Raw genomic sequence first — 21,494 nt, 5'->3', positions numbered from 1 at the left:
TTGGCAAGAAGGTGGCGGTCAACACGCTGGGCGCACATTTGGAATTCGTATTGCGCGAGTACCTGGCTAGGTCCGGCATCAGCGCGAGCGAGGCCAAGCAGGTCACCCTGGTGGCGATCCCACCGGTGAGCAGCGAGCAAGCGTTGCGCCAGGGCCAGGTCGAGGTGAGTGCGCTAAGCGGCGTCTTGCGCGACAAAGCCCTCGAGCGTGGAGGCATCCGCTCGCTTTTCAATGACACCGATCTGTTCGGCCAGTTCACCGGCGGTGCCTACGTGCTGCGAGACAAATTCATCGAGGATAATCCCAATGCCTCGCGCAAGCTGGTGGAGGGGATTTCGCGGGCCATCGAATGGGCCCAGACCACACCGCCGGAAGAGGTCCGGGCCCGGTTCGACAAGATCATCGCCGAGCGCAAGCGCAACGGGCGGCGGACCAGGCCGTCACTTCACCGCTCTGGAGGACATCACGCTGGATGTTCGCTCCGGCGAATTCCTCGCCCTAGTTGGCCCAAGCGGCTGCGGGAAATCCACCTTGCTCGATCTGCTGGGCGGGCTCACGCTGCCGACCAGCGGCCGTATTCTGCTCGATGGGCGGCCGATTGCAGGACCCGGTCGCGACCGCGGCATCGTGTTCCAGCAGTATGCGCTGTTTCCTTGGCGCACCGCCGAACAGAATGTCGAGTTCGGCCTTGATATCGCCGGGCTCAAGGCCAAGCAGCGGCTCGACGTCGCGCGGCATTTCCTCGACCTGGTCGGGTTGTCCGGCTTTGCCGACCGCTATCCGCATGAACTCTCCGGCGGCATGAAGCAGCGTGTCGCGATCGCGCGAAGCCTCGCCTACGATCCCGAGGTGCTGCTGATGGACGAGCCGTTCGCCGCGCTCGACGCCCAGACCCGCGAGACGCTGCAAGGAGAATTGCTCCGGATCTGGCGTGCCACCGGCAAGACAATCGTCTTCATCACCCACGGTATCGATGAGGCGATCGTGCTGGGCCAGCGGGTGGCGGTGATGACGTCACGCCCGGGCCGGATCAAGCAGGTGTTCGACATTCCAGATGTCGTTTGCGGCGCCGTTACGTCCGAAAAATGCTATAATTTCTAAAGGCTATGTCGAAGGCGCTTCAATTGTACGGTCGGGGTAAGCCCTGGGTAAAACCATTTCATTGAGTTTCGAAGGTATGCTGTGGGGAGTATCTGATATTCTAAAAGACAGGAAGCCACTACCCTTTCATGTGTGCAGGACGCTCACCAACGCTCCGGCGCAGGAAGGGTGAGGGGAGGAGCCATTTTCAAAGGCACTTCTTTTTCCCGAAGGCACGCAGTTTCGCGCCACATACAGAGGTCGAACTTGCACGGCTCAATAGGATGATGTCTGGTTCAGCGACGACGGAGCGGTTCGCAGCACATCTAGGCCCGGTAGATATTACGAATGGCGAACTGCGTGCCAAGTGTCATGTGCGGAGAGTCGCACACGCGGATTTGGTCGGCTACCGTTACTTGCGTCCGAACTGCGCTATTTCTGCAGGCACGCCTCGATTGCTTCCGCGATCGTCTCCGTATGGGTGGGCTGAATGCGGCCATTGCGCAATCGCCAGACGGTGTGAGCCGGTCGAGCCGGACTTCTTGCTGAATTCACCTGTCGACGCGATGGTCCATTCGCCCCTCGTAATGAGCCGGATGACGAGAAGGAGGCCGTCCTCTATGGGCTCGATGTCGAAAAGCTTTCTGCCCGCGTCTTCGGTGATCAGATGATCGCCTTTAGTATCGAGCGCGAAGACGACCTTGTCGAGCCAGACCAGGAAGTCAGGAGAGAAGGTCCGTGTGTTGCCGCGGTCGAGGAGCGGGATTGAAAAGCCGCCTTGCGAAGGATTACGGCACCAGACACGCTTGTACGTTCAGCTTCACTGGGCTCGAAATCGTGTCATCAGCAGAAACGATGACGAACAGAGTATATGTACGCGCGCTGGCATATGTTCGAAGAGAAGCACGAAGCCGTGTTAGCAATCGAGACTGCGCTACTGCCCATGTTCGGGTGAAAGCCGGGAACAGCCGAAGCTTCAGCCTGCACGCCATGAAGCTGTCAAACTGTTCGGGCACGCAAGCACACAGGCTCGCACCACTGCGCGCGCCTGCTTTCTTTCCCGCCCACGCTCGCCTAGGCAATGCAGCATGCACGAAAGCGTCCACTGCGATCACTGCGACGAAGAGTTCGCGCCAGAAGAGTTGACCGTCATTGACCCACCGGCCGGGAACGGCGAGTCTATCTGCGTTCGGTGCATCGAAATCATGCTCCGTCGAGCCGTCTCGAAGCTACCGCTTGAATATCGGTGAAGCCATCTACTATCTTTGAAAGGGTGATTGCACCCCGCGCGTCGGAATGCCAGCGCCCTGTAGAGCCTTTCGGCCAGCCTCGAATATCTCCTGCTCTTTCGGGTCAGCACGATCAAACCAAGACCCGGGAGCATTCGTCGCGATGCGCTTCGCAAAGAACGATTGCGGCTCCCAATCTTGCCCTTCGCGTTTCTCGAAAACGATGATTCCATCACGGGTGAAATAGGCAGGCCCCGGAATCTTACATTCGACTGAAATCTGAACGCGCCACAGGTCACCCTTCGCGGTCTGCTTCTCATCTAACTTCGGCAAGTAGTCCACCCCAACCGGATCGCCGATTGCGCAACGGCCTTGCCGCAGTAGGTCGCCAAGCTTGCCTTGGGCAGTAGCCACGAAGTTGAAGTTAGCGAGATCATGCAGAAAGCGAAGGTTCACGCCCTTTTCGTCGTTTGTTGCTTCGTCAGCGATGAGCGAAAGCGCGAATGCCTGCCAGCCCAGTTCCATCGGCTTAGCGTACGGCGGCCCTAGCGTCATTTTGCCGTCCGATGCAACATCCCAACCGATAGTATATTCGTCGTCCGTCTTATCTTGGCGGTGTTTGACCCACGAAAAGAAAACCGGTTCGCTCGTGTCAGTCTTTTGACCGACCTCCCATCCCCTCGGAACGAAGTGCGCTACCTTCGAGACCTTGGCGAAGATTTGTTCGGCGGTCTCGCCGCTTTGCGCTCGCCAACTTGACTTCACCTTATCAATGAGGGCGTTGTCGTCTGCACGAGCGTTGACAATCATCAACGCTAGAACAGCAAGAATTAAGATGAACTGCGGCACTAATTCTTCTCCCCGAAATCTGCGCAACAGACGGCACGCTAGTCTTTTGCTGTAATATCGCTGATTGACTTCGCGGAAAGCAGCTTTGCCCTCGTCGTATAGCGCGGCCCCTGCATCGCTCCCGATTGTGCACTCCCGAACGGAATCGGCCCGATTGGCTTTGCGGGCTCGGAACATACCAGCTTGTACTTTCCATTTTCGCCGTAAGGTTCGATCCGCTCGACAGGCGCAAGATGCGTGATGGCTGACACAGGCTGCGCTTGATAGGCGGCGATGTATTTGATCTTTTGCAGCATCCCGCCCGAGATGCGAATTGCATACCAGGCATTCTGGCCAACGAAGACCTTCTCAAAACCCTCCTGTTGAGCCGGTACGATGATCGTATCAGTTCATTAGCAACGGGCGGTGCAGCCGCACTATCTGCATGCGCCTTCGGCAGGGCGACGGCCTTCGGCTGTTCGAAACAAGTCAAGCCGATCAGAGGCAGGATTTGGAGCATCTCCCGCAGGAATGCTTGAGTGTCGGCGCGCTCCGCTTCGGAAAGCTGCGGTGCCTGCGGCTCCACGCCATTTTCGAGATGGCTTTGGTCAATTTGCTGGGCACGCTGGATCAGCGCATATTCCAACCATGTCGCGTGAGCGCGATTTAGGCCACCAGTCGCGTTGGATACGCAAACTGCCACCGAACCCCAGAAGTCCTTGCTGGCATAATGGCTGTCAATTCGGTTGCGAACGACATCACCCTGACCGATGTAAATTGTTGGCAAATCGTCGTCCGTAACGCGACCAATCAGGATATAAACTCCAGAGCGCGAAAAGTCGGCCCGGGTTTTGATCTTTGGCCAATCTTCGCGTGGGAATGCGATGCCGAGTCCAGTCCAGTTCATCCGGTCGATGATACGCAAACCCTCGGGATTGCCGTCTGGAACGAAAATGCGAATTGTGAATGGATCAGCCACGCTTCCTCCTGCCGTTCCTGTTGATCTGCGCATGATAGAACCGAGCTGGCAGTCTCTCAAGGATGCGCGTTCGCATCGTCCGAACAGCTGTCCGGCTTGCCGCCTTGCTTGACGCAAGCCCGATACACCCAAGGCACAACGTAACTGCCCGCCCATACTCCACGTCGCGCGTGATCTGACTTCGCGTTGCGCGCTGTCGTATTCGTCTTTGGACTCGCGAGGCCAGTCGAAAGCGAGCGCACCCGCACGAGCCATTCCGCAAGATCGGCGCCGCCAACTGAGCACGCTGCGACTGTACGCCCATAGAAGGCCGGAGGGCGGAAACGAATTGCCGTTCACATAGCCCGGCCCGAAAATGTGGAGCTTAATCCGAATGAGGAGGAACGAAGTGCGCTGAAGGCGTTACCCTAGGACAAAAAGGGAGGCCGCAAAGATCGATTGCGGAACGGCCGCCTGGTCGGTCAGGATAGCTTTTTCAGCGCCGCCTTGATGGGGTCGAATCCGAGCACCTCGGCAATCTCAAGAAACTCCACGACGTCGATACGGCGTTACCCGCTTTCGAGTCTGGCCACAAACGACTGGTACTCACCTAGCTGAGCAGCCAAATCTGCCTGTGTCAGGCCTGCTGCCTCCCGCTTTACGATGAGCAGGTCGACGAGCGCCTTATGTCGAGCTGATCCCAGTGATCTTCGCACTTTCGCCCTGCCAATAGATAGCGAGCGTAGGAATTAATCTGGTTTCCAGATTATCTTAAAAGCAGATAATCTCCGGCTTTCATTGACCGGAGGTTTTTGCACGAGCGCCGATCACTTTCTTCCTGGATTGCCAGTTGAGCTGATTGAAGCCGCCTATCGCAATGCGCCCGGCAATGAGATTGCGAGCGGAAAGTTTGCCAGTCCTGAGTCGTCTGCCGCACTGGTGGCTAACGTGTTTGGCTTGTTCCTATCCGAGCCACAGAATTTGCCCGCGCTCCCCGGCACGTCGGATTGCGAGTGGCCGGCTTCATCGGTAGCCCTCGAATCGATCGTGCGATTTCCGTGGGCCGGCGGTAGGCATCCGTGTCTCGATGTTTTGATTGCTACCGGGGGAGCTTTGATTGGTGTCGAGTCCAAGCGCTACGAACCGTTCCGCCCGAGAGGCGAGGCCGAAATGTCTGACGCTTATTGGCGTCCAGTCTGGGGTGATAAGATGGGCAGATACCAACGATGCAGGGATGACTTGCGCGACGGCGGTAAGAGATACTCGCGACTGGACGTTGCGCAGCTCGTCAAGCATGCCTTCGCCCTTCGGACCGCGCTGCAGGATATTTGGAAGGGAAAGCGGCCTGTCTTGTTCTATCTATATGCCGAACCGGAGCACTGGCCTGACGGTAAGTTAGTGTCGCAGGAAGATCGAATGCAGCACGTGGTGAGATAGAGTCATTCTCGCAACTGGTGGCTGATGACGAGGTGTCCTTTTGTTCTTGCTCGTATGCCGAGCTGTTGGCGTCATGGAAGGCGAGCCCTGACGAGCAAATCTGCGCTCACGCCGCCGCTGTCACGAAACGTTTCTTGTCTTAATCTGGTAGGATAGAATGATAGAACTCTCGGACTGAAAGTTAAGTTAGCCCGAGAGCCGTCACGTTCTAGCGTAAGAAACTGTATCGTTAGATTGCAGGTTCATTTAGCTTAGTCATTATCTTGGTTTTTCGCGTATTCTTTACGTTGACTTGTATTTTTTCATTTGGCTGACGATGGTGCTATTTTTGGGGGGGCCGGGTGCTCGTCTTGTGTTACGCCTGAAGTGCTTCACGGCCCCAGCAGGAGGAGACAGCTTCAGGGTTGAATGCTGAAGTTCTTCGACAACGTCGGTATTCACAACACCCTCATACTGAGTCGCTAGCAGAAATCCAAATCCGGCCTCAACAACGGTCCATCGGATTCGTTGCCGGCTCGGTACTTCGTCCGCTCATTGAAGGCTGACCGCTTTGCTCGACCCGACTGGGGTAACAATAGGGAAGTTGTCCAAGACGGGCTTTTTGGTCAAACCAATTTGGAGATAAAAACTCGGGAAGTAGCTCGATACAGATTTATGGTTCATCATATTCATCGTCTAGAGATCGGTACTTCCTTGAGATCTTTACCCGCAGGCGGTTCAGCCGTTCATGTGACAAAAGCTTCTCAGCCATTTGTCGCGCCCCCTCAAGCGTGAAGCACCCCGCTTTGCCGATGGTGATCTTCTTCAGCTTCGAATGAGCCTCCACGCGGTACAAGAGAATGAAGCTCTTGTGAGCGGATGGTCTGATCCGGAGCCTCAGTCCAGGGATATCGCAGTCCCAGACTGTGTATTCGGACTCGCGAGGTTGGAGCGATGGAATTATTTCCTCGGTAAGCCGAGGACGAATGTGTAGGACCTCCACTTTTCTTGTTTTTGTTCCGGGCGGGAAAAGGATGTCATCGGGATCACAGTCGATTAGCCATGTCGCACTTGAGGTCTGCCATCACGCCAGCGCTACGGCGCGGGGAGAACCACCAGCGGCTTCGCCGGCACGCCCAGCACGGTGGCTGATCGCATGCAGGAGTGGTTCGAGGCGGGTGCTTGCGACGGATTCATGTTGCAGGTCCCATATCTTCCAGGCGGCTTGGAGGAGCTGGTCCACGGCCTCGTGCCGGAGCTGCAACATCGAGGGCTGTTCCGCACTGAGTACGACGGCTCGACCTTGCGCGATTCGCTCGGCTTGCCCCGGCCGGTGGGCTGAAGTCGCCGGTGGCCCCGACGCAAGGTTTCAGACACTCCCATAATACGCAGCGCACCGTTGTGATCGTCCGACGACTGTCCATTTACGGCCTGAAAAAACGGCGTGCGACCAGCAAGTCATTGATAATGCTCAGCGCGCAGAGAACTCTTAATCAGCGGGTCCCAGGTTCGAGCCCTGGTGCGCCCACCAAATAAATCAAGACCTTAGCCAGAGAAACCGTTTGAGAGCGCCAAACTAAAACGGTTTTTCAAACGGTGTTTTTAACGGCCGGTTGGCGCATGCACTCTCGGCATTGTGATGTGCTCTCCTCGTCTCCGCGGAGGCCAAAGGCGTCTCGAAGGCCGCCCGACAAAACCGCTTCCTGAATGTTGTATCTGGGTCAGAGCCGCCCGACACGGCCGGCATCTTCCCACTTCTGTTCAATGTCATCGGCGATGCATTCGGGCAGCTGCGCCCCGCTCCCATCGAAGTAATGCTTGAAGTCGACGTGGACCCTCATGTTGTCCGGGCGGTAGACCGCCATGCGATCGTAGAGAAGCACGGACGCTGCCTCGAAACGCCGATAGACAGATTTGTGCGTCGGTGATCTCGATTCTTCCGTCTCCGGGTAGATCGGCAGATCACGAACCCCGGCCTTGAGGAAGCCTCCCGCCTGCTCATTGTGCTGGGGACCCGCGGGATTGGGCGACAGCCGTAGCACACTGCCGTCGTGTTTCAGGCCGCCAGGGATGAGCGAAGCTCCGGCGAGCAACCAGTTGAGCGCGACGTCTGAGAGCCGAGCCTCGTTCTCGAGATAGCCGCCGCCGACATCGGCGTGCACGCCCGAAAACCAGACCTGTTCGAAGAAAAGATTGTCGTGCACGTCTCGTTTGTCCTGCTTCTCGGCCGTGGGCGACCAGGTGACGCGCTTGAAATCGGCGCGGTTCTCGTCGATCGAGATCGCATGTTTCGCGTAGCCCACGTTGGGATTGAGGGTCGTGTCGTAGAATTTGTGCTTCGGCGGAGCGAAATGCACGGTCTGGAGGCGCTTCCAGAATCCATAGTCGGGCAAGGATGGCGCGATCTTCAGATAGTTCATGAGAAAAGCAATCAGCGCTGTGACGATGCCGAGGTAGCTCAGGATCCAGGCCACCCATCCGGCCCATGGAAAGACGGGCTGAAGGAAGCCACCGAGCCAGTGCAACCCGATCAGTAGCGCAATGCCCGAGGTCACGAGCGCCGCGCCCAGATATTTATGCCCGAGGGCGGCGACAGTATCGAACACGCCGATGAAGTAGGGAAAGACGTTCGCGTGCTCGGCGCCGTTGACGGTGGTTGTACTGCCGTACTGCCGTCTAAATCGTGCAGCGATTGCATCTCGAGTCTCCAGCAGGAACCGCCGGTATCCAAGAATCTTGCGCGAGTAGGATGGACAAAATTGATAGACATCCTTGACCGCATGCTCGGCCAGCTTGTGGATGCTCTTTGGATCGCGGCGCAAGGGCGAGCCATCGGGCATATGGCGCGGGACGCCGCAATGCGTCATGACCCCTGCAACCGATCGGACCGTGTAGGCGCCCCGGCTGAAACCGATCAGGAAGATCCGATCGCCTTCCTCATACAGGGCGATGATAGCGGCGTAGCAATCGACAATGTTCCGAGTGATCCCCAGGCCCGTCGCCATGCTGGCGAGATTGTACAGCCATCGCATCCAGCCAATCTTGAAATGACCGCCATCAGACGCAGAACCGAGACCGGCATCGTAGAAGGCGACCTGTTCGGATGGTTCGACCTTCGTGTCCGGGCCGACGCGGCAGGCGCGGTAGAGCTTGTAAACGTTTGTCCGCGCTTCGTCGAAATTGATGCCGCCGGCCTGACCTGTGCCGTCGGAAAAGATCACAATGTTCTTCGGCATTCACACCATCCCCCAAAAGTGCGCAAAAAGCCAATCTATCACAGATTGCGTAAGCCCAACTGTGAGCTGGCCCACTTGCGGACAGCGCGCCCGGACCAGGGTTCAGAGTCAACTGATCGAGAGTTGCCCCTCAATGCGGCTGTGCTAGTACGGCCACTCTCAAATCGAGGAGCTTAAAGTGGCGAAGAACGCAAAGAAGACGGCTACAAAGAAGAAAACTGCGCGCCGTGAATACACGAAGGCTGACGTGAAAGAGCTGCGTGCTCATTCGAAAGCAAAGACGCCCGTTGCAAAAATCGCGAAGCTCACAAAGCGCTCCGAAGGCTCACTCCGCCAAAAGGCCCTCAAGCTTGGAATCCGACTCGGTCACCAGCGCTAAAGGCGGCATTATGGCGCTCGTCAATAGAGTTTTCTCGACCAGAACGTTGTTGCAAATCATCTGCGTTCTCGTCGCTGTTGTTGCAATGAAGTTGTTGAGCGCTCACTACGATTTCAGCTGGGCAACCGCAATTGGCGGTTGACCGGAGCAATATCCTGGAAGACTGAGCAGAAAAGAAGCCCATCTAGTGGCGAGCTATTACGCGGCGTTCAAGCGTGCGACGTAATGGCGCCTTCAAAGCCGCGGGGTAAAAGAGGCTGGTCTAGTCGAAAATTAAGGGCGAACGGTTTCCCGATGTGTGCGGCACCCCTCCAACCAGCAACCAGACCGTTGTCCCTCTCAAGGCCGAAACAGGGTTCGATTCCCCTGGCCGATAATTGCCTAGAGCCATAACCATTTGAATTTGAAGTCACTTTTATCGTCGATTGCTGCCGATACCAGCACAAATACCAGCAGGATGACGCGCGGTATTCGCCGACAAAAATAAAACAGCAGGCTTCCGGCAGCGGGGATGCCTATGCCGTTCTGGATTCCACAATTTGCCCCGACCGGAATCGAACCCGGCTCTGACTCGAAATCCCGTCGGATCGACGTAATTATGATATCGCGAGGCCAAGGGATTATCTTGTCGTGCGTACTTGTTCGAAAACCATCCGCTACACGAAATAGCGAAACGACGTCTCGACAAGGTCATCATCGCCGTACTCATCCAGGATTCCACCCACCCGTCGCGCGAACGACAATGACACCGGCCATTTGCCGCGGATGTCCGCGGTATTCCAGTTCATACGCGTCAGATTGAGAACATCCTGCGCGGCCGCGATCGACGCCTCAGGTCCAAGGCACCGCACCTCAAGAGGTTGTGGAACGTGCGGGCCCGGATAAGTGCCGAGCTCTGGCATAAAGCCGGACGTAAAAAGAAAGCTTCGCGCGGCATTGATCGTACAGATCGTGCCGACCTTTGGCGGATAGGCGCCGTAACGCAGCAAACGGAACAGACTGGGCACCAGCGTCACCATCGAGACGATGGGAATGTCCTTCAATGCTTCCGCAAAACCGGAGCGCTCGGCGGCATCGAAGTACGAGGTCTTGTGCAAGACCACCCTGAGCGGCGCTCCACCTGTGCGGAGCTCATATTCAGCAAGAACATCGCGGGCAAGCTCGAAAGCCTGGTCTTCAGAAAGATGAACATTGCGGCCCTGATCGGGCTCGACCGGTACCCCTTGCCCCCTGATCGCGAAACCTTCGCCATCGCTTGAAAAAGCCTGCGCCAGGCTGGAGCGTACGATGGCGCGCTGCGTCGTGCGGAAATGATGGAAGCTGATCCCGACGAAGCAGGTGTCGGGGCCGGTTGGTGGCAGCCGCCACGGCACGCCACCCGCCTTGTAGTAAAGACCTACAGAAAAATTCCACGCCCGCGTTGCGGGATCCTGGTTGCGCGCGGAGTCGTCAAGCAGGGCATCCGTCACCAGCTGAATTGGTAGGCGATTTCTGAGCGCCCGCGCCTTCAGCGCATGGCGCAGATCGCGTTTGAGAAAATCCTCCGATGTCTGCTCGACCTCGTCAAGGGTATCGAACAGATCGAGCTGGCTGCTTGCCCTGGCCCGCCCAATTGCCTTGGCGCGCTTGCGCTCATCGTCGCTCGTCTTTCGTTCGACGGCGCCGACCTTGTCGAAAACATCCTCCGGAATGCACATCAAGACGATATCGGGCCTGTTGAGGTCCCGCGCGGCGAGGCGCGCGTGCGCATCGGCGTAGAGATCGACGACACGTTGAAAGGCACTGTAGGCGTCGCCTTGCAACGCATGTGCAAGATCGTCATTTGTTCCAGAAGATAGCGCGATCGATGATTGATCCGGCGCGATCAGCGTCTTGTGAAACGCATCGGAGAAGCCCGGAAAGGGACGCCGGAGGAGGCTTGTCTCGCCCAACACTGGAATTTCGCTGCCGCATCGATCAAGCCACCTTCGCGCCGCGGCCACCTGCTCGGCAGGGCCAATGATGCCGACATGCACGTGATCCTTTCGCGCCGAGCCGAACCGCAAATCAAAAGGTCCTGCCGCAACCAAGCCGGCCTTGGGATCGCTATGCGCGCTGGCACCGCCAAATTGCAATCGGGGAGGGTGTAGCTCGACGATCGACAGATCAATCGCCATCGGCTTCCTCGTCGGTCTGCTCGGTCTCGTCCGACTCGTCCGCCTCGTTTTCGTCCGGTTCCAATGCGAGCTCTTCGAGCTCTGCATCCAGCCTCAACAGGTCCTCGTCGATCTCCTGATCACGTTGCGCCATCTCGTCGAAAGCCGACACGTTGAATGAGATCGTCGGCGGACGCGGCAAGAGCAGAACCGTTGGCGCAAAGCGGGCCAGATCGTTGTCCGGCCGATGCTCGAGCGCAAACAGCCCGTCGGATTCTCCCGACAATACCGCAAGCCAGAACGAGACGTCCTGCAGGACGCTTGGATTGAAGTCGCGCGCAGCCCGGCGTGTCGACAGAATGTTGGTGCGCTCCCGGCTGATCGGCTTGCGCAGCCCGTCGCGCGTAAACGCATAGCCCGGCGAGATCACCAGCGCCCAGTCCTCCGCAAACCGCATGACAGAGAAACTGAACGCTTTGTGCTCGAAGTACACAATATCGTCGGAGTCGCGCTTGGTCCGCGCCTTCACGACCGTGCGCGTGGCCTTGCGCAGCCGCCCCTGATAGCTCACCTTCAGCTCGGGCTCGTCACCGCGCCCGAAATAAGCACGGCGTCGATCAAATTCGATCTGGAGTCCCTTGGCTTTCAAGTGCTCGAACACCAGCTCGTGAAGCAGCTTCAGGGCAACCGCTTCGCCTCCCGGCAACGCAACAAGCTCGGAAAAGCTGATTGTCTCGATATCGCCGGGATCGAATGGTGAAACCAACGCATCGGCGAGCTCGTCGAGATTGTACAGCGAGTAGAAGCGTCCATCACTGACATGCCCAGGCGGGACCGCCACGCCCTGAGCGCTCCGATAGAAGCTTGCGTTCGATTTTGCGCTGGTGCCCGAATGCCAGACCTTCTCGGGCATGGATGCGATCGAGATCAAGTTCGTCGAAAAACGGACCGTCTCCTCCGCCACCGGCAGTGCCGTGTTGGTAATCTCATCGACGGCTTCCGGCCGCGCTTCGATGGTCACGATGAATTGGCGGTTATCCGCCGAGGGGCCAAAGGCGACCGCGCCATTGTTGTTCACGGTCGCTAGAACCATATCCGACAAACCGGACCCGCGGCGGTCCATCTGTCCGCCGCCATAGAACAGATCGGAGATGGCGGGGTTTCGATAGCCTTTGATCGGGCTCGTTCGTCCGGCAATCGTCTCCTGAAATGACAGATCACCCATCTGGGCTGCGATCTCTGCAATCAACCCGCCAGGGCTGATCACGGTGATCGACTTCGGCTGGACCTCGACCTGAATGGGCTCATTCACATCATAGTCGCGGTGGACAATCGCATTGACGATCATCTCCTTGATGGCGATCGCGTTATAGGCGCTCACGGTCCGGGACACTTCCGCCTTGAGGCGAAACTGGAAGTTCACCAGTGCCAGCAGGTCGATCAGCGTATCGAGTTGGCTCCAGAGATTGCTGGTAATGGTGCGACGAACGATAAAGTCGCCCTCCTGGCCGCTCGCCTCAAGCTCGGCATCGTCCCCGAACCGGCTTCGGAGCCAGTTTCCAGGACCTGCCGCACGAAACTCGACACGAGCCTGCTTGAAGTCATTGGATGGATTGCGCGCGAACAGCATCCAGCCGGCAAGGGTTGGAGCCTTGTGCGCTCCGATCGGCCGCACCAGATCCAGCCGGTCGGTCATCTCCTCGATCCAGGCGGCATCAATCTGCCCGGGCCGCCACAGGTCGGTCTTCTCGGCATATTGAGAAAGCCGTGCCTGGAGCAGAGACTGCTCGAACCCGGCAATGTCGAAGCCATCGAGCGGGCGCATATCCGCGGGCATGCCGCCGACACTGTGGCCGGACCGCCGGCGGGTCGGGCGTGCGCCAGCCGCGATCATGCTGGTGAGCACCTCCCTCTCCAGCAGATCGTCGAAGCCTTTGATTGGCACGAGTTGAAAATTCGAACCTATCTGGCTCGCGAGTTGGGTTACATGCGACGCGAACGGGCCACCAACATCGCTCTCCAGGACGCACCAATAAATCCCGTGCAGAAACCCGCCCGAATTGGCCTGCGCCAGGAACAGATCGTTCATCACGGAAGCTTCCGCGCCGCGGTAGCCAACCACGATAACAGGGTGATCGCGCAGCAGCGGCTTCAATCGATCGACCAGGTGCGCGTCGAGAGACTGCACTTCACCGGTGAGATTCCTGTCGGTGTAGTGTTTGACAGACCCGTGCAGAAAGACCAGTTGCGGATCCTGAGGCGCCGAACTGAACATGATGTAGTCGGCCGGCGTGCTGATGCTGACCAGCCGATGTGGGCGATTGTGCTGGATAGCCGCCCGCTGCAGGCACTGATCGAAATTCGTGGTCAGAACGGTTGAGATCCAGCCCTGATGCAGGATTTGCGTCAGCGCAACATAGCCGCGGGAGGGAGGGATTTCGGAAGGATTGATGAGTTGCTCGAAGAATTCCCGCCGGTCGCTCTTCACGCCGAGCAGATTATCGATGGCATCAGGATAGAGGTCGGCCGCGGCAACGTTCGCCTTGTACCAGGGTTGTGCGGTCAGCCACGGCCAATAGTCAGACCGCCTGATCGACATGTCGCTCGGATGCCGGCCGTTCTCCTTGCACCATGCCCATCTCGCGACCCGCTCGACCGTCTTGTCCGCGGGCGGAATACCGGAGTTGATCGACGCCCCGGCGCCGAGCAACAACACCGGCTCTGAGCCATCCATCAAGAGAGAGCGCAGGCGGCCCGCCGACGAGATGCGCAGCCCGGTCGAGGCCGCGCCGGCCACGCTCACCGCTGGTTGATTCATCCCATCCCCTTACAGGCGCACCAGCCTAGCGTGTCGGGTGTCGCGTCCGCGCCCCATCTCCAATGGTCCTCGGTCTGCCGGAAAGAATCACAAATACCATATTTCCCGGCATCAGAGCCAAGTGATGGGGCGAGGTCAGCGGGATAGCAACAGTTTGCAGCGGTTGGTCGACACCCTGGATGCGACGAACCGTTCCGCGATCACTTGTCTTGACGACGTTCCCTTTTCGTTCTATAGGACGAAGTTGCACGGCGAAGGACTTTGCATACGGTGTGGCGGTGCAAACGCCTGAGTCGCCACCGTGTCAAAGGATCTGACGCCAGAGAAGGCCCTTATCTTCCGGATCATTCACCGGGACAATGTTCCGTCGATTCTGGACAACGGCCTGCATTGCAAGAGCTCGAACGTACTAGATCCCAATTTCGTGGAGATCGGGAATCGAGATCTGATCAGCAAGCGGGACAAGCACCCTGTCGTGCCACTGCCATCCGGAACGCTGAGTGACTACGTGCCGTTCTATTTCACGCCGTTTTCGCCGATGCTGTACAACATCAAGACCGGGTGGGGCGGTATTCGACAGCGCAACAATGACGAGATCGTCATCATGGTTTCGTCGCTACGGACCCCGCAAGCCAAGCAGATTCCGTTCCTGTTCACGGACCGGCACGCCTATCTTGTTGCCGCGCAATTCTACTCCGATCTTGCCCGCCTGGATCAGATCGATTGGGACATGCTGCAACGACGGGATTTCCGCAATGACCCGGACGATCCGTCGAGAAAAGAACGCTACCAGGCCGAAGCTCTTGTCCACAAGCATCTCCCCGTCGACGCCCTGTCGGGGCTCGTCTGCTACAACGACGATGTGCTCAAGTCACTGAATGCGGCATTGGCGCAGCGCAACCGGACCATGACCGTGGTCAAGAAGCCCGATTGGTACTTCTGATGATAGAATTTACGCGTGGCAATCTGCTCGACTCCAAGGCCGAAGCGTTGGTCAACACCGTGAACACGGTCGGCGTGATGGGGAAGGGCGTCGCCTTGATGTTTAAGGAAGCTTATCCTGAGAACTTCAAAGCGTACGAGGTGGCCTGCAAGAAGAAGGAAGTCAGGGTCGGCCACATGTTCGTTACCGAACGCCAGGCATTGATCGGTCCGAAATGGATCATCAATTTCCCGACTAAGCAGCATTGGCGCGGCGACTCCAAGATGGAGTGGATTGAGAGTGGTCTGAAGGATCTGAAGCGCGTAATCGCGGAGAAGAAGATTCGCTCGATTGCTATTCCGCCGCTCGGGAGCGGGAACGGCGGTCTCAAGTGGCCGGACGTGCGTCCCAAGATTGAAGCTGCGCTTGGAGCACTGAACGACGTCAGCGTGATCGTCTATGAGCCTACGGACCAATACCAGAATGTGTCAAAGCGCGCGGGCGTCGAGAAGCTGACGCCGGCGCGTGCGCTCGTCGCTGAGCTGGTCCGCAGGTATTGGATACTCGGAATCGAATGCTCCTTGCTCGAAATCCAAAAGCTGGCGTACTTCCTGGAGCGGAGCATCGAGAAGCTGGAATTAGAGAACCCGCTCGATCTGCGTTTTCAGGCCGATAAATATGGTCCATACGCTCCTCGATTGACCCATCTGCTCAATGGCCTCGACGGCAGTTATTTGCATTGTGGAAAGCGCATCGGCGATGCCGGTCCATTCGATGTGATCTGGTTCGAGGACGCCAAACGAGACAAGATCGCAGCCTATTTGGGGTCGGGTGATGCAAAGGCATTCCTGCCTGCACTCGAAGCGACTGCGACGCTGATCGACGGCTTCGAGTCTCCATTGGGTATGGAGCTTCTGGCAACTATCGACTGGCTCATTCAAAATGACGGCGTTGCCGCGGATCGGGAATCGATCAAGACAGCGCTCAAGACATGGACGGGCGGCGAGGACTCCGCAGCACGAAAGCTGAAGTTATTCGAGGATCGCCTTGTCGATCTTGCCGTTGAACGGCTTGCGGCCTTCAACTGATTCGAGCACGCCACCTCGAGTTTCTTACGCTGTTTCCGGATGAGATGGACGAAGGTCTTGGCGATCGCGCCATCGTTCTTGCCGGCCATCTGCTCAATTCCCCTCGTTCGGAAATCGCGAAATTCGCCGTCAACGTTTGACCCCTAGATACCAGCAAAAATACCAGCAAAACTATCGGCTGCAGCGGGCGCTTCCGCGAACTTTTACTAACGTTTTCAAACGCGCCGCACAAACTCTCCTGAAAAATCAGGAATCGAACCAGCGATGTAAGTTGTTGTTATTGCTATTGTTTTTTACGTGGTGCCCCTGGCCGACAGTCACCTATTCCCATAACTATCTGAATTTAAGGCGATTTTATCCGTCAGTTGCAGCCGATACCAGCAGAAATACCAGCAAGATAATGCGCTGTGTTCGCAGGCAAAAATAATCAGCGGACTCCCCTTGAGCAGGCGCGTCCCATGCCGTTCCCGTCTCCGCAATTGTGCCGGAATCGAACCCGGCTCTAACTCGAAATCCGGCGGGACGACTGGGGGACTCGCTTGCACTTGGCGCGAGACAAACATCGAAAGCTCCGATCGCTTGACGCTGGTACGCGACCTGCGTTGCCCAGCCCGACTCGGACGAAACGGTCGCCGATCGCTAACGACCAGCTTGATCCCACGGCCTGCCGAATATCGTGGAATACGAGGTGGGGATATCCCGGGTTCAGCGCAAAAACGGTGCGGTTCGGCTTGAACCCGGTCTGAACTCGCGCAAAAGTACGCCAAACAAACTAATGGCAAGTAATGATTGTCGGCTTGGAGGGGTAAATGGCTTCTCGCCAATTTTCGGCCGGCGCTACGGTCAAGCATTTGAAGATTATCCAAATCGACCAGGAATTCCTTAAATCAGAGGAAGTCGAGCGCAGAAGGAAAGTGCCACGTTTGGATCGCTGGAAGGGCGGTCCCGCGGAGACGCCATACAAGAGAGTAAGGCTACTGGCAGCCGCGATTGGCCGCGTTCAACCCCGCCAGAAACGCGATGCGATCTGCAGGCGGCTTTGGCTGCGGATGAAGACGAACAACACTTTGCCCGATAGGTTCGCCGGCAAGGATGCAAGCCCCAATAATCCGAAACCGTGGGATCCGGATACCTTCGAAGGCTACCTGCGAGGCTTAAAGACGAACCCGAAGGAGCACGAGGAGCAACTTATTCTCGCCGAGCTGAAAGCGTTGCTGACCTCGAGATTCGAGGAAGTCGGCCGCGTTGGCGATTCGATCGACATAATCTTCTCGTCGACCTATCCTCTTCCTTCGGATTATCTTTTGGCATTGCTTGGATCGGCTGCTGAAGAGCCCGATCATGTATTCGCTCCCGGACCGGAGTACGTCTCGGTGCGCGGCAAAGGATTCGAGTCCGAGCCTGTCGCCGCGTGGCCCCACCCACTGGAAATGACCGCCACGGAGATAGTGGAGGCGATCAAGCGAGCAGATGGAGCGGGTCTTGCTCTGGTCAGTGGTCCGCACATGTCAGGGAAGAAGACTTGCCTCAAGTTTCTTTGCCGAGCGATCGACGACGGTCTGCGTTTGGATAGCGGAGAAAGAGTGCCGTACCTCGCCTTGGCTCTCGATGAACTCGAGCCCGGCGAATTTCTTGACACCGTTCTGGCCTTCTACAGGCGGGGAGATCCGGCGCCCTCCTCGCTAAATCGCGATACCGGTCTGAGCAGCGCGGCTAAGATCAAGGAGATCTTCAGGATCGCCGAGACTTGTCCCGCGTGCCTCATACTCGCAGACCTGGACCCCGTAGAAAGCGACGCTGTCCTGCGGAGCTTGCATCAAGATCACGTCTCGCAGGTCTTGCTTGGGCTTTTCAGCGGGCATGCCGCGACTCGCCTGGTTCTGACGGGGCGCGCGACCGGCGGCCTCGCAGCTCTCGTCAGGGAAGCGAGACGGCGAGGAATTCGCAGCAAGACATTCGAGCTTACAGATCGGCTTCGTGTCGACCTCGACACGTTCGCCGTAGTTACCGACGGCGAAAATGGACGGGACGTAGGCGCTTTCACCTATCAAGTTGCGATGATCGCCGAACGGCTCGCCGCCGACCGTAAACTCAGGCAGGGGCGTAGCATCCACCGATCGTTGGAAAGGGACGACCGCGCGACCATCCTGCAGACTCTTTGGGAAAAGATTCTCCGACCGTACGAGCGGTTCCTTCTCGGTGCAGTCGCCTGCACGCCGGAAGGACTTCGCGCGAGCGTTCTGGCTCGCATGGCACTTTCGATGCTTAGTTCGGACGGAGCGGACTGGCTACATAGGCTGACAAATCCGGACCAAGTCGAAGCGATCGCAAGAGATCTTGCGGATATCGTGCAGGTTCGGAATACCGTACCCGATCTTGGGCAAAGGGGCTTCCGCGAAGTCGCTTCCGAGCCGCTCCTGTTCCTCGATCAAGGCTGGCGCCGGCAGCTGCAGCGCATGTGGTTCGATACTGAGCCCGACTTGGCGCGCCATTGCAGCTGGCTCATTGCCCGCGAGGCGGCGCAGCAGGCGAGAGTGCTCAAGATGCGAGGCGGCATCGCGAATTCCCGCTCGGCTTTCGCGCGCGATATCCAAGCGTTCGTCGCATTGATTACGTCGGTGGACGTCCAGAAGGTTCGGGAGAAGACGGCCGAAGATCGATTTTGGCCGTTGGAGTCCGCTGTTCTGCCCGAACTCGACGAACATGCGACGTATCCGGATGAACGGACAGTGCTCCGATATGCCTTCCTGCGACTTTATCGCGACTATCTGGAGGGATCGGGTTATCGGCTGCTTCAGCAGATGGCCGATCCGGACCTGCGATTGAGGGTCCTGCTTCCGTTCTTCGACCCCACTTCGCCCTGGCTCGCCGCGCACGAACGAGATCTCGGCGAAAATCTCGACGAATACGAATTCCTATCCAGAAGCTTCTCGCCCCGGGAGTTTCTTGAACTTTTGACGGCGGTCGCTTTGGCGGCCTTGACGCTGCAAAGGTACGGTCTCCTGCGCTCCGCCGTGAGGTTGGGTGAACAGATACTTTCGCGCGAGAAGGATCCAGTACTTTATCCGAGGTCGGTCCGGCTATTGCGGACTGAAATCGACGCCGGGATCTACGCAGGGGGCAATCCTGGCCTTCTTCTCCCCGAGCGCCCCGGCGAGCAGTCGGTGCGTAGCAGACAGTCCGGAAGCGAGGACGATGGACGGCTCCGTCGCAAGCGCGCGGGTCGCTCCGCCGTCACCGCGGAGACCGATTACACCTATTCTTACGTCTTGAACCTGATCCAAAAAGCACGAGCGCTCTTCCCCAATGACGATCCTTCGGTGGATGCGGCTTTCGCGCGGGGCAAGATCCTGGCTCGGCTTGGAGAGGCCTATTTCATGGCTGGACTTGTGAGCCGGTCCGAGCTCGCGCTCCGCCGGGCGCTTTATGCCGAAAAGAGAATCGCGAATATTGAAGGTACGGAAACCGGTTCCGGATCGGTTCTCGGGGGGAGAGGGGCCCGCGCCTTCATCGCCGTCTTGATCGAGACCGCAAAGCGTAAGACTTGGATCAAGGACAAGAATGAGATCGCCTTAAAGAGTGGCCTCCGCTTGCCGCTGCCGCCCGTTGTCAACGAACTCGATGGTCGTCTGGCGCTGGCCCGCGCGATGCTGGCGCTGAACATTCGTCGAGTGGACGCGCTCGGCACCGCTGACCGGCTTGGCCTCCGTATCGATCAGGCCCTGCTTGCCGCCGCGCAGGGCGACTATCTTTCGGCGACCGATATGCTGGAGCAGATCGAGGAAGCGCCTTTGCACCGCGGCACCAACGCGGAGCTCGCCATGGAGATGACGTCTCAGCGTGCCCGAATATATATGGAAGCGGCAACCTTGATGATGCACCATCAGGTTGGACAAGCGAAATGGCCCGTCTCATTTTGGATGGGAGAACTCAGAAAAAAGCTTAAGGAAGAATCCAAAGCCGATCGCTTTGATCCCATTCGCGAATTGATCCTAAGAGCGGAAAGCTCGCTTTCAGCATTGCGTGAACTCGTGAAGAGCGCCGACGCTCATACGTTGCCGATTGGAAGCGTGTTCAGATACCTCACCGTCGGGCTAGACATTCTTAAGACCCGCGAATTGGAGGGTGCAGATGCTCGAACGGCGCTAAAGTCGACGCATTGGTCCTTGGAACGGGTTCTGGGCCATTTCGACGAGGCCCAGTTCTTGCGGTACGAACCCGAAGCGAAATGGATTCACGGGCAATTAGCAGCATTCACTTGATGCTAAGCGCGGACCGAGTCCGGGCGTGCGATGCGCCGATCTTCTAATCCTTTGAAAATTTATTCTGAACCCGCGCTGGACTCGTTTTTCAAGTCGCTTCGATTGGCCGAATATCTGCGACTCTGACGCCGCGTCAGACAACTCGCACCGCGCTTGCGGGCGGTCACAACAAGGAGGAGCGGATGAGCAGTCGAATTACAGGTTCGGGTCCGATTTCGCAACAGGATTTGGCGGTATTCGGGCCTCTCGCCACGAGTCAGGGTTACCTTTTTGTCGAGGGAGCCCGTTACTGCACGGCCGGCGACGTCGCCGACCTGAAGACAATCCAGGAAAGCTGCTTTCGCCTTCCGGCGGACACCAACGGCGGTCAACGCTTCCGTGCGTACCGCTCGTTCGAACTCACCGAGCTCGGGCTCGCGGAGTCGAATACGCAAGGGTATCTGCAGAGCGAGCAATATAATTACCTGGATGGCGGCAAGGTCCGGACGTTCCAGCCGATCGAACCGTCGATCCGGAAACTGCCCCTCTTGCGGAAGGTGATCGAGACCGACGCCGCGATCGTGAAGGCCACGGGCATCGTGCCGTTCGACGAGACCGTCAAGGTCGGTGTTCACCAGGTTCGCTACCAACCCGAGAACGGGGTGCCTTCTTACAGCAGCCCGCCCTGGCTCCATAAGGACGACGAGCCGGCCGTTTTCGTGCATCTCCTCAATCTGAGCGCCAACTCGACGGGTGGGGACAGCGTCTTGGCCTCCGGCAACCGCGACTTCCATCGCGTGCTCAAACTGGTGAACCCGTTCGATACCCTCTTCCTCACGCAAAACCTCTTCCACGCGGTGACTCCGGTCGGCATCGAGGAAGGTACAGTCGGGTTTCGGGATATCCTCATCGTGACGTTCGAGCCGCTCGCTAAATGCAAATTGGCAGCTTAAATCGATAGTCGCCGGCGTACCACCAACGCGGAAAACGGGTCTGCACACATCAACGACAGACCTTCCAAGGGAGGGGGGGGGGGGGGCCCCCCCCCCGGGGGGGGGGGGGGGGGGGGGGCGCCGAAAAAAAAAAAAACAAAAAAAAACCAAGCCCCCCCCCCCGCCCCCCCCCCCCCCCCCACGGGAGAGGGGCACCGCCCCGCCCAACCAA

General features: G+C 58.0%; 13 protein-coding genes and 3 pseudogenes. 9 read left to right on the top strand and 7 right to left on the bottom strand.

Features of this window, described 5'->3' with window-relative positions; all coding sequences use genetic code 11:
- Positions 1-11: 11 nt before the first annotated feature.
- Both AC0L23_RS28625 and AC0L23_RS28620 read left to right on the top strand, forming a co-directional pair.
- Positions 12-323, top strand: a pseudogene (locus AC0L23_RS28625) (ABC transporter substrate-binding protein); the annotation flags it as partial.
- A 103-nt stretch (positions 324-426) separates the two neighbouring features.
- Positions 427-1,053 (top strand): annotated as a pseudogene (locus tag AC0L23_RS28620) (ABC transporter ATP-binding protein); the annotation flags it as partial.
- Between the two features lie 1,286 nt (positions 1,054-2,339).
- On the opposite strand, the gene AC0L23_RS28615 reads toward AC0L23_RS28620, so the two are convergent.
- The 3 genes and pseudogenes from AC0L23_RS28615 to AC0L23_RS28605 all read right to left on the bottom strand — a co-directional run bounded on the left by AC0L23_RS28615 (position 2,340) and on the right by AC0L23_RS28605 (position 4,811).
- Entirely contained in the window at positions 2,340-3,158 is an 819-nt protein-coding gene (locus AC0L23_RS28615; RefSeq protein ID WP_473357603.1) for a nodulate formation efficiency C protein, read from the bottom strand.
- Between the two features lie 38 nt (positions 3,159-3,196).
- Positions 3,197-3,454: a hypothetical protein gene (locus tag AC0L23_RS28610; RefSeq protein WP_473357602.1), complete on the bottom strand. Its 258-nt coding sequence runs from the start codon at positions 3,452-3,454 to the stop codon at positions 3,197-3,199.
- Between the two features lie 1,123 nt (positions 3,455-4,577).
- Positions 4,578-4,811, bottom strand: a pseudogene (locus tag AC0L23_RS28605) (helix-turn-helix domain-containing protein).
- A gap of 82 nt (positions 4,812-4,893) precedes the next feature.
- Between AC0L23_RS28605 and AC0L23_RS28600 the strand changes: the two are divergent.
- Positions 4,894-5,532: a hypothetical protein gene (locus AC0L23_RS28600; RefSeq protein WP_473357601.1), complete on the top strand. Its 639-nt coding sequence runs from the start codon at positions 4,894-4,896 to the stop codon at positions 5,530-5,532.
- A 652-nt stretch (positions 5,533-6,184) separates the two neighbouring features.
- On the opposite strand, the gene AC0L23_RS28595 is transcribed toward AC0L23_RS28600, so the two are convergent.
- Complete coding sequence (locus AC0L23_RS28595; protein WP_473357600.1) at positions 6,185-6,514, bottom strand: Arm DNA-binding domain-containing protein; 330 nt, start codon at positions 6,512-6,514, stop codon at positions 6,185-6,187.
- Positions 6,515-6,706: 192 nt separating this feature from the next.
- On the opposite strand from AC0L23_RS28595, the gene AC0L23_RS28590 reads away from it, so the two are divergent.
- Positions 6,707-6,853 (top strand): hypothetical protein, encoded by a 147-nt coding sequence (locus tag AC0L23_RS28590; RefSeq protein ID WP_473357599.1) that lies wholly within the window; start codon positions 6,707-6,709, stop codon positions 6,851-6,853.
- A 379-nt stretch (positions 6,854-7,232) separates the two neighbouring features.
- On the opposite strand, the gene AC0L23_RS28585 is transcribed toward AC0L23_RS28590, so the two are convergent.
- On the bottom strand, positions 7,233-8,747 hold the full coding sequence (locus AC0L23_RS28585) for a DUF2235 domain-containing protein (protein ID WP_473357598.1): 1,515 nt from the start codon (positions 8,745-8,747) through the stop codon (positions 7,233-7,235).
- A 178-nt stretch (positions 8,748-8,925) separates the two neighbouring features.
- Here AC0L23_RS28585 and AC0L23_RS28580 point away from each other — a divergent pair, with 178 nt between their 5' ends.
- Positions 8,926-9,126 (top strand): hypothetical protein, encoded by a 201-nt coding sequence (locus AC0L23_RS28580; protein ID WP_473280658.1) that lies wholly within the window; start codon positions 8,926-8,928, stop codon positions 9,124-9,126.
- 656 nt (positions 9,127-9,782) lie between these two features.
- Here AC0L23_RS28580 and AC0L23_RS28575 read toward each other — a convergent pair.
- Positions 9,783-11,282: an argonaute/piwi family protein gene (locus AC0L23_RS28575; protein ID WP_473357597.1), complete on the bottom strand. Its 1,500-nt coding sequence runs from the start codon at positions 11,280-11,282 to the stop codon at positions 9,783-9,785.
- Entirely contained in the window at positions 11,272-14,064 is a 2,793-nt protein-coding gene (locus AC0L23_RS28570; protein ID WP_473357596.1) for an SIR2 family protein, read from the bottom strand. The genes AC0L23_RS28575 and AC0L23_RS28570 overlap by 11 nt, the downstream gene beginning before the upstream one ends.
- Before the next feature lie 316 nt (positions 14,065-14,380).
- Between AC0L23_RS28570 and darT the strand changes: the two genes are divergently transcribed.
- The 4 genes from darT to AC0L23_RS28550 all read left to right on the top strand — a co-directional run bounded on the left by darT (position 14,381) and on the right by AC0L23_RS28550 (position 21,283).
- Positions 14,381-15,022 carry a type II toxin-antitoxin system toxin DNA ADP-ribosyl transferase DarT gene (darT, locus tag AC0L23_RS28565; protein ID WP_473357595.1) on the top strand — a complete coding sequence of 214 codons (642 nt, stop codon included), beginning with the start codon at positions 14,381-14,383 and terminating at the stop codon, positions 15,020-15,022.
- The gene (gene darG / locus AC0L23_RS28560) at positions 15,010-16,089 is read left to right on the top strand and encodes a type II toxin-antitoxin system antitoxin DNA ADP-ribosyl glycohydrolase DarG (protein ID WP_473357594.1); all 1,080 of its coding nucleotides are present in this window, start codon (positions 15,010-15,012) and stop codon (positions 16,087-16,089) included. The genes darT and darG overlap by 13 nt, the downstream gene beginning before the upstream one ends.
- A gap of 809 nt (positions 16,090-16,898) precedes the next feature.
- Entirely contained in the window at positions 16,899-20,351 is a 3,453-nt protein-coding gene (locus AC0L23_RS28555) for a hypothetical protein (RefSeq protein WP_473357593.1), read from the top strand.
- A 182-nt stretch (positions 20,352-20,533) separates the two neighbouring features.
- On the top strand, positions 20,534-21,283 hold the full coding sequence (locus AC0L23_RS28550) for a 2OG-Fe dioxygenase family protein (RefSeq protein WP_473357592.1): 750 nt from the start codon (positions 20,534-20,536) through the stop codon (positions 21,281-21,283).
- Positions 21,284-21,494: the final 211 nt, after the last annotated feature.

Source organism: Bradyrhizobium sp. MI1.4 (assembly GCF_055811315.1).
Note: the sequence above shows the minus strand (reverse complement) of the source record. Positions and strands in the feature narration are given on the sequence as shown.

Coding starts and splice junctions, on each gene's coding strand:
- AC0L23_RS28555 (WP_473357593.1), top strand. CDS start 16,899: ATGGCTTCTCGCCAATTTTCGGCCGGCGCTACGGTCAAGCATTTGAAG.
- AC0L23_RS28590 (WP_473357599.1), top strand. CDS start 6,707: ATGTTGCAGGTCCCATATCTTCCAGGCGGCTTGGAGGAGCTGGTCCAC.
- AC0L23_RS28585 (WP_473357598.1), bottom strand. CDS start 8,747: ATGCCGAAGAACATTGTGATCTTTTCCGACGGCACAGGTCAGGCCGGC.
- AC0L23_RS28550 (WP_473357592.1), top strand. CDS start 20,534: ATGAGCAGTCGAATTACAGGTTCGGGTCCGATTTCGCAACAGGATTTG.
- AC0L23_RS28610 (WP_473357602.1), bottom strand. CDS start 3,454: ATGCTGCAAAAGATCAAATACATCGCCGCCTATCAAGCGCAGCCTGTG.
- AC0L23_RS28575 (WP_473357597.1), bottom strand. CDS start 11,282: ATGGCGATTGATCTGTCGATCGTCGAGCTACACCCTCCCCGATTGCAA.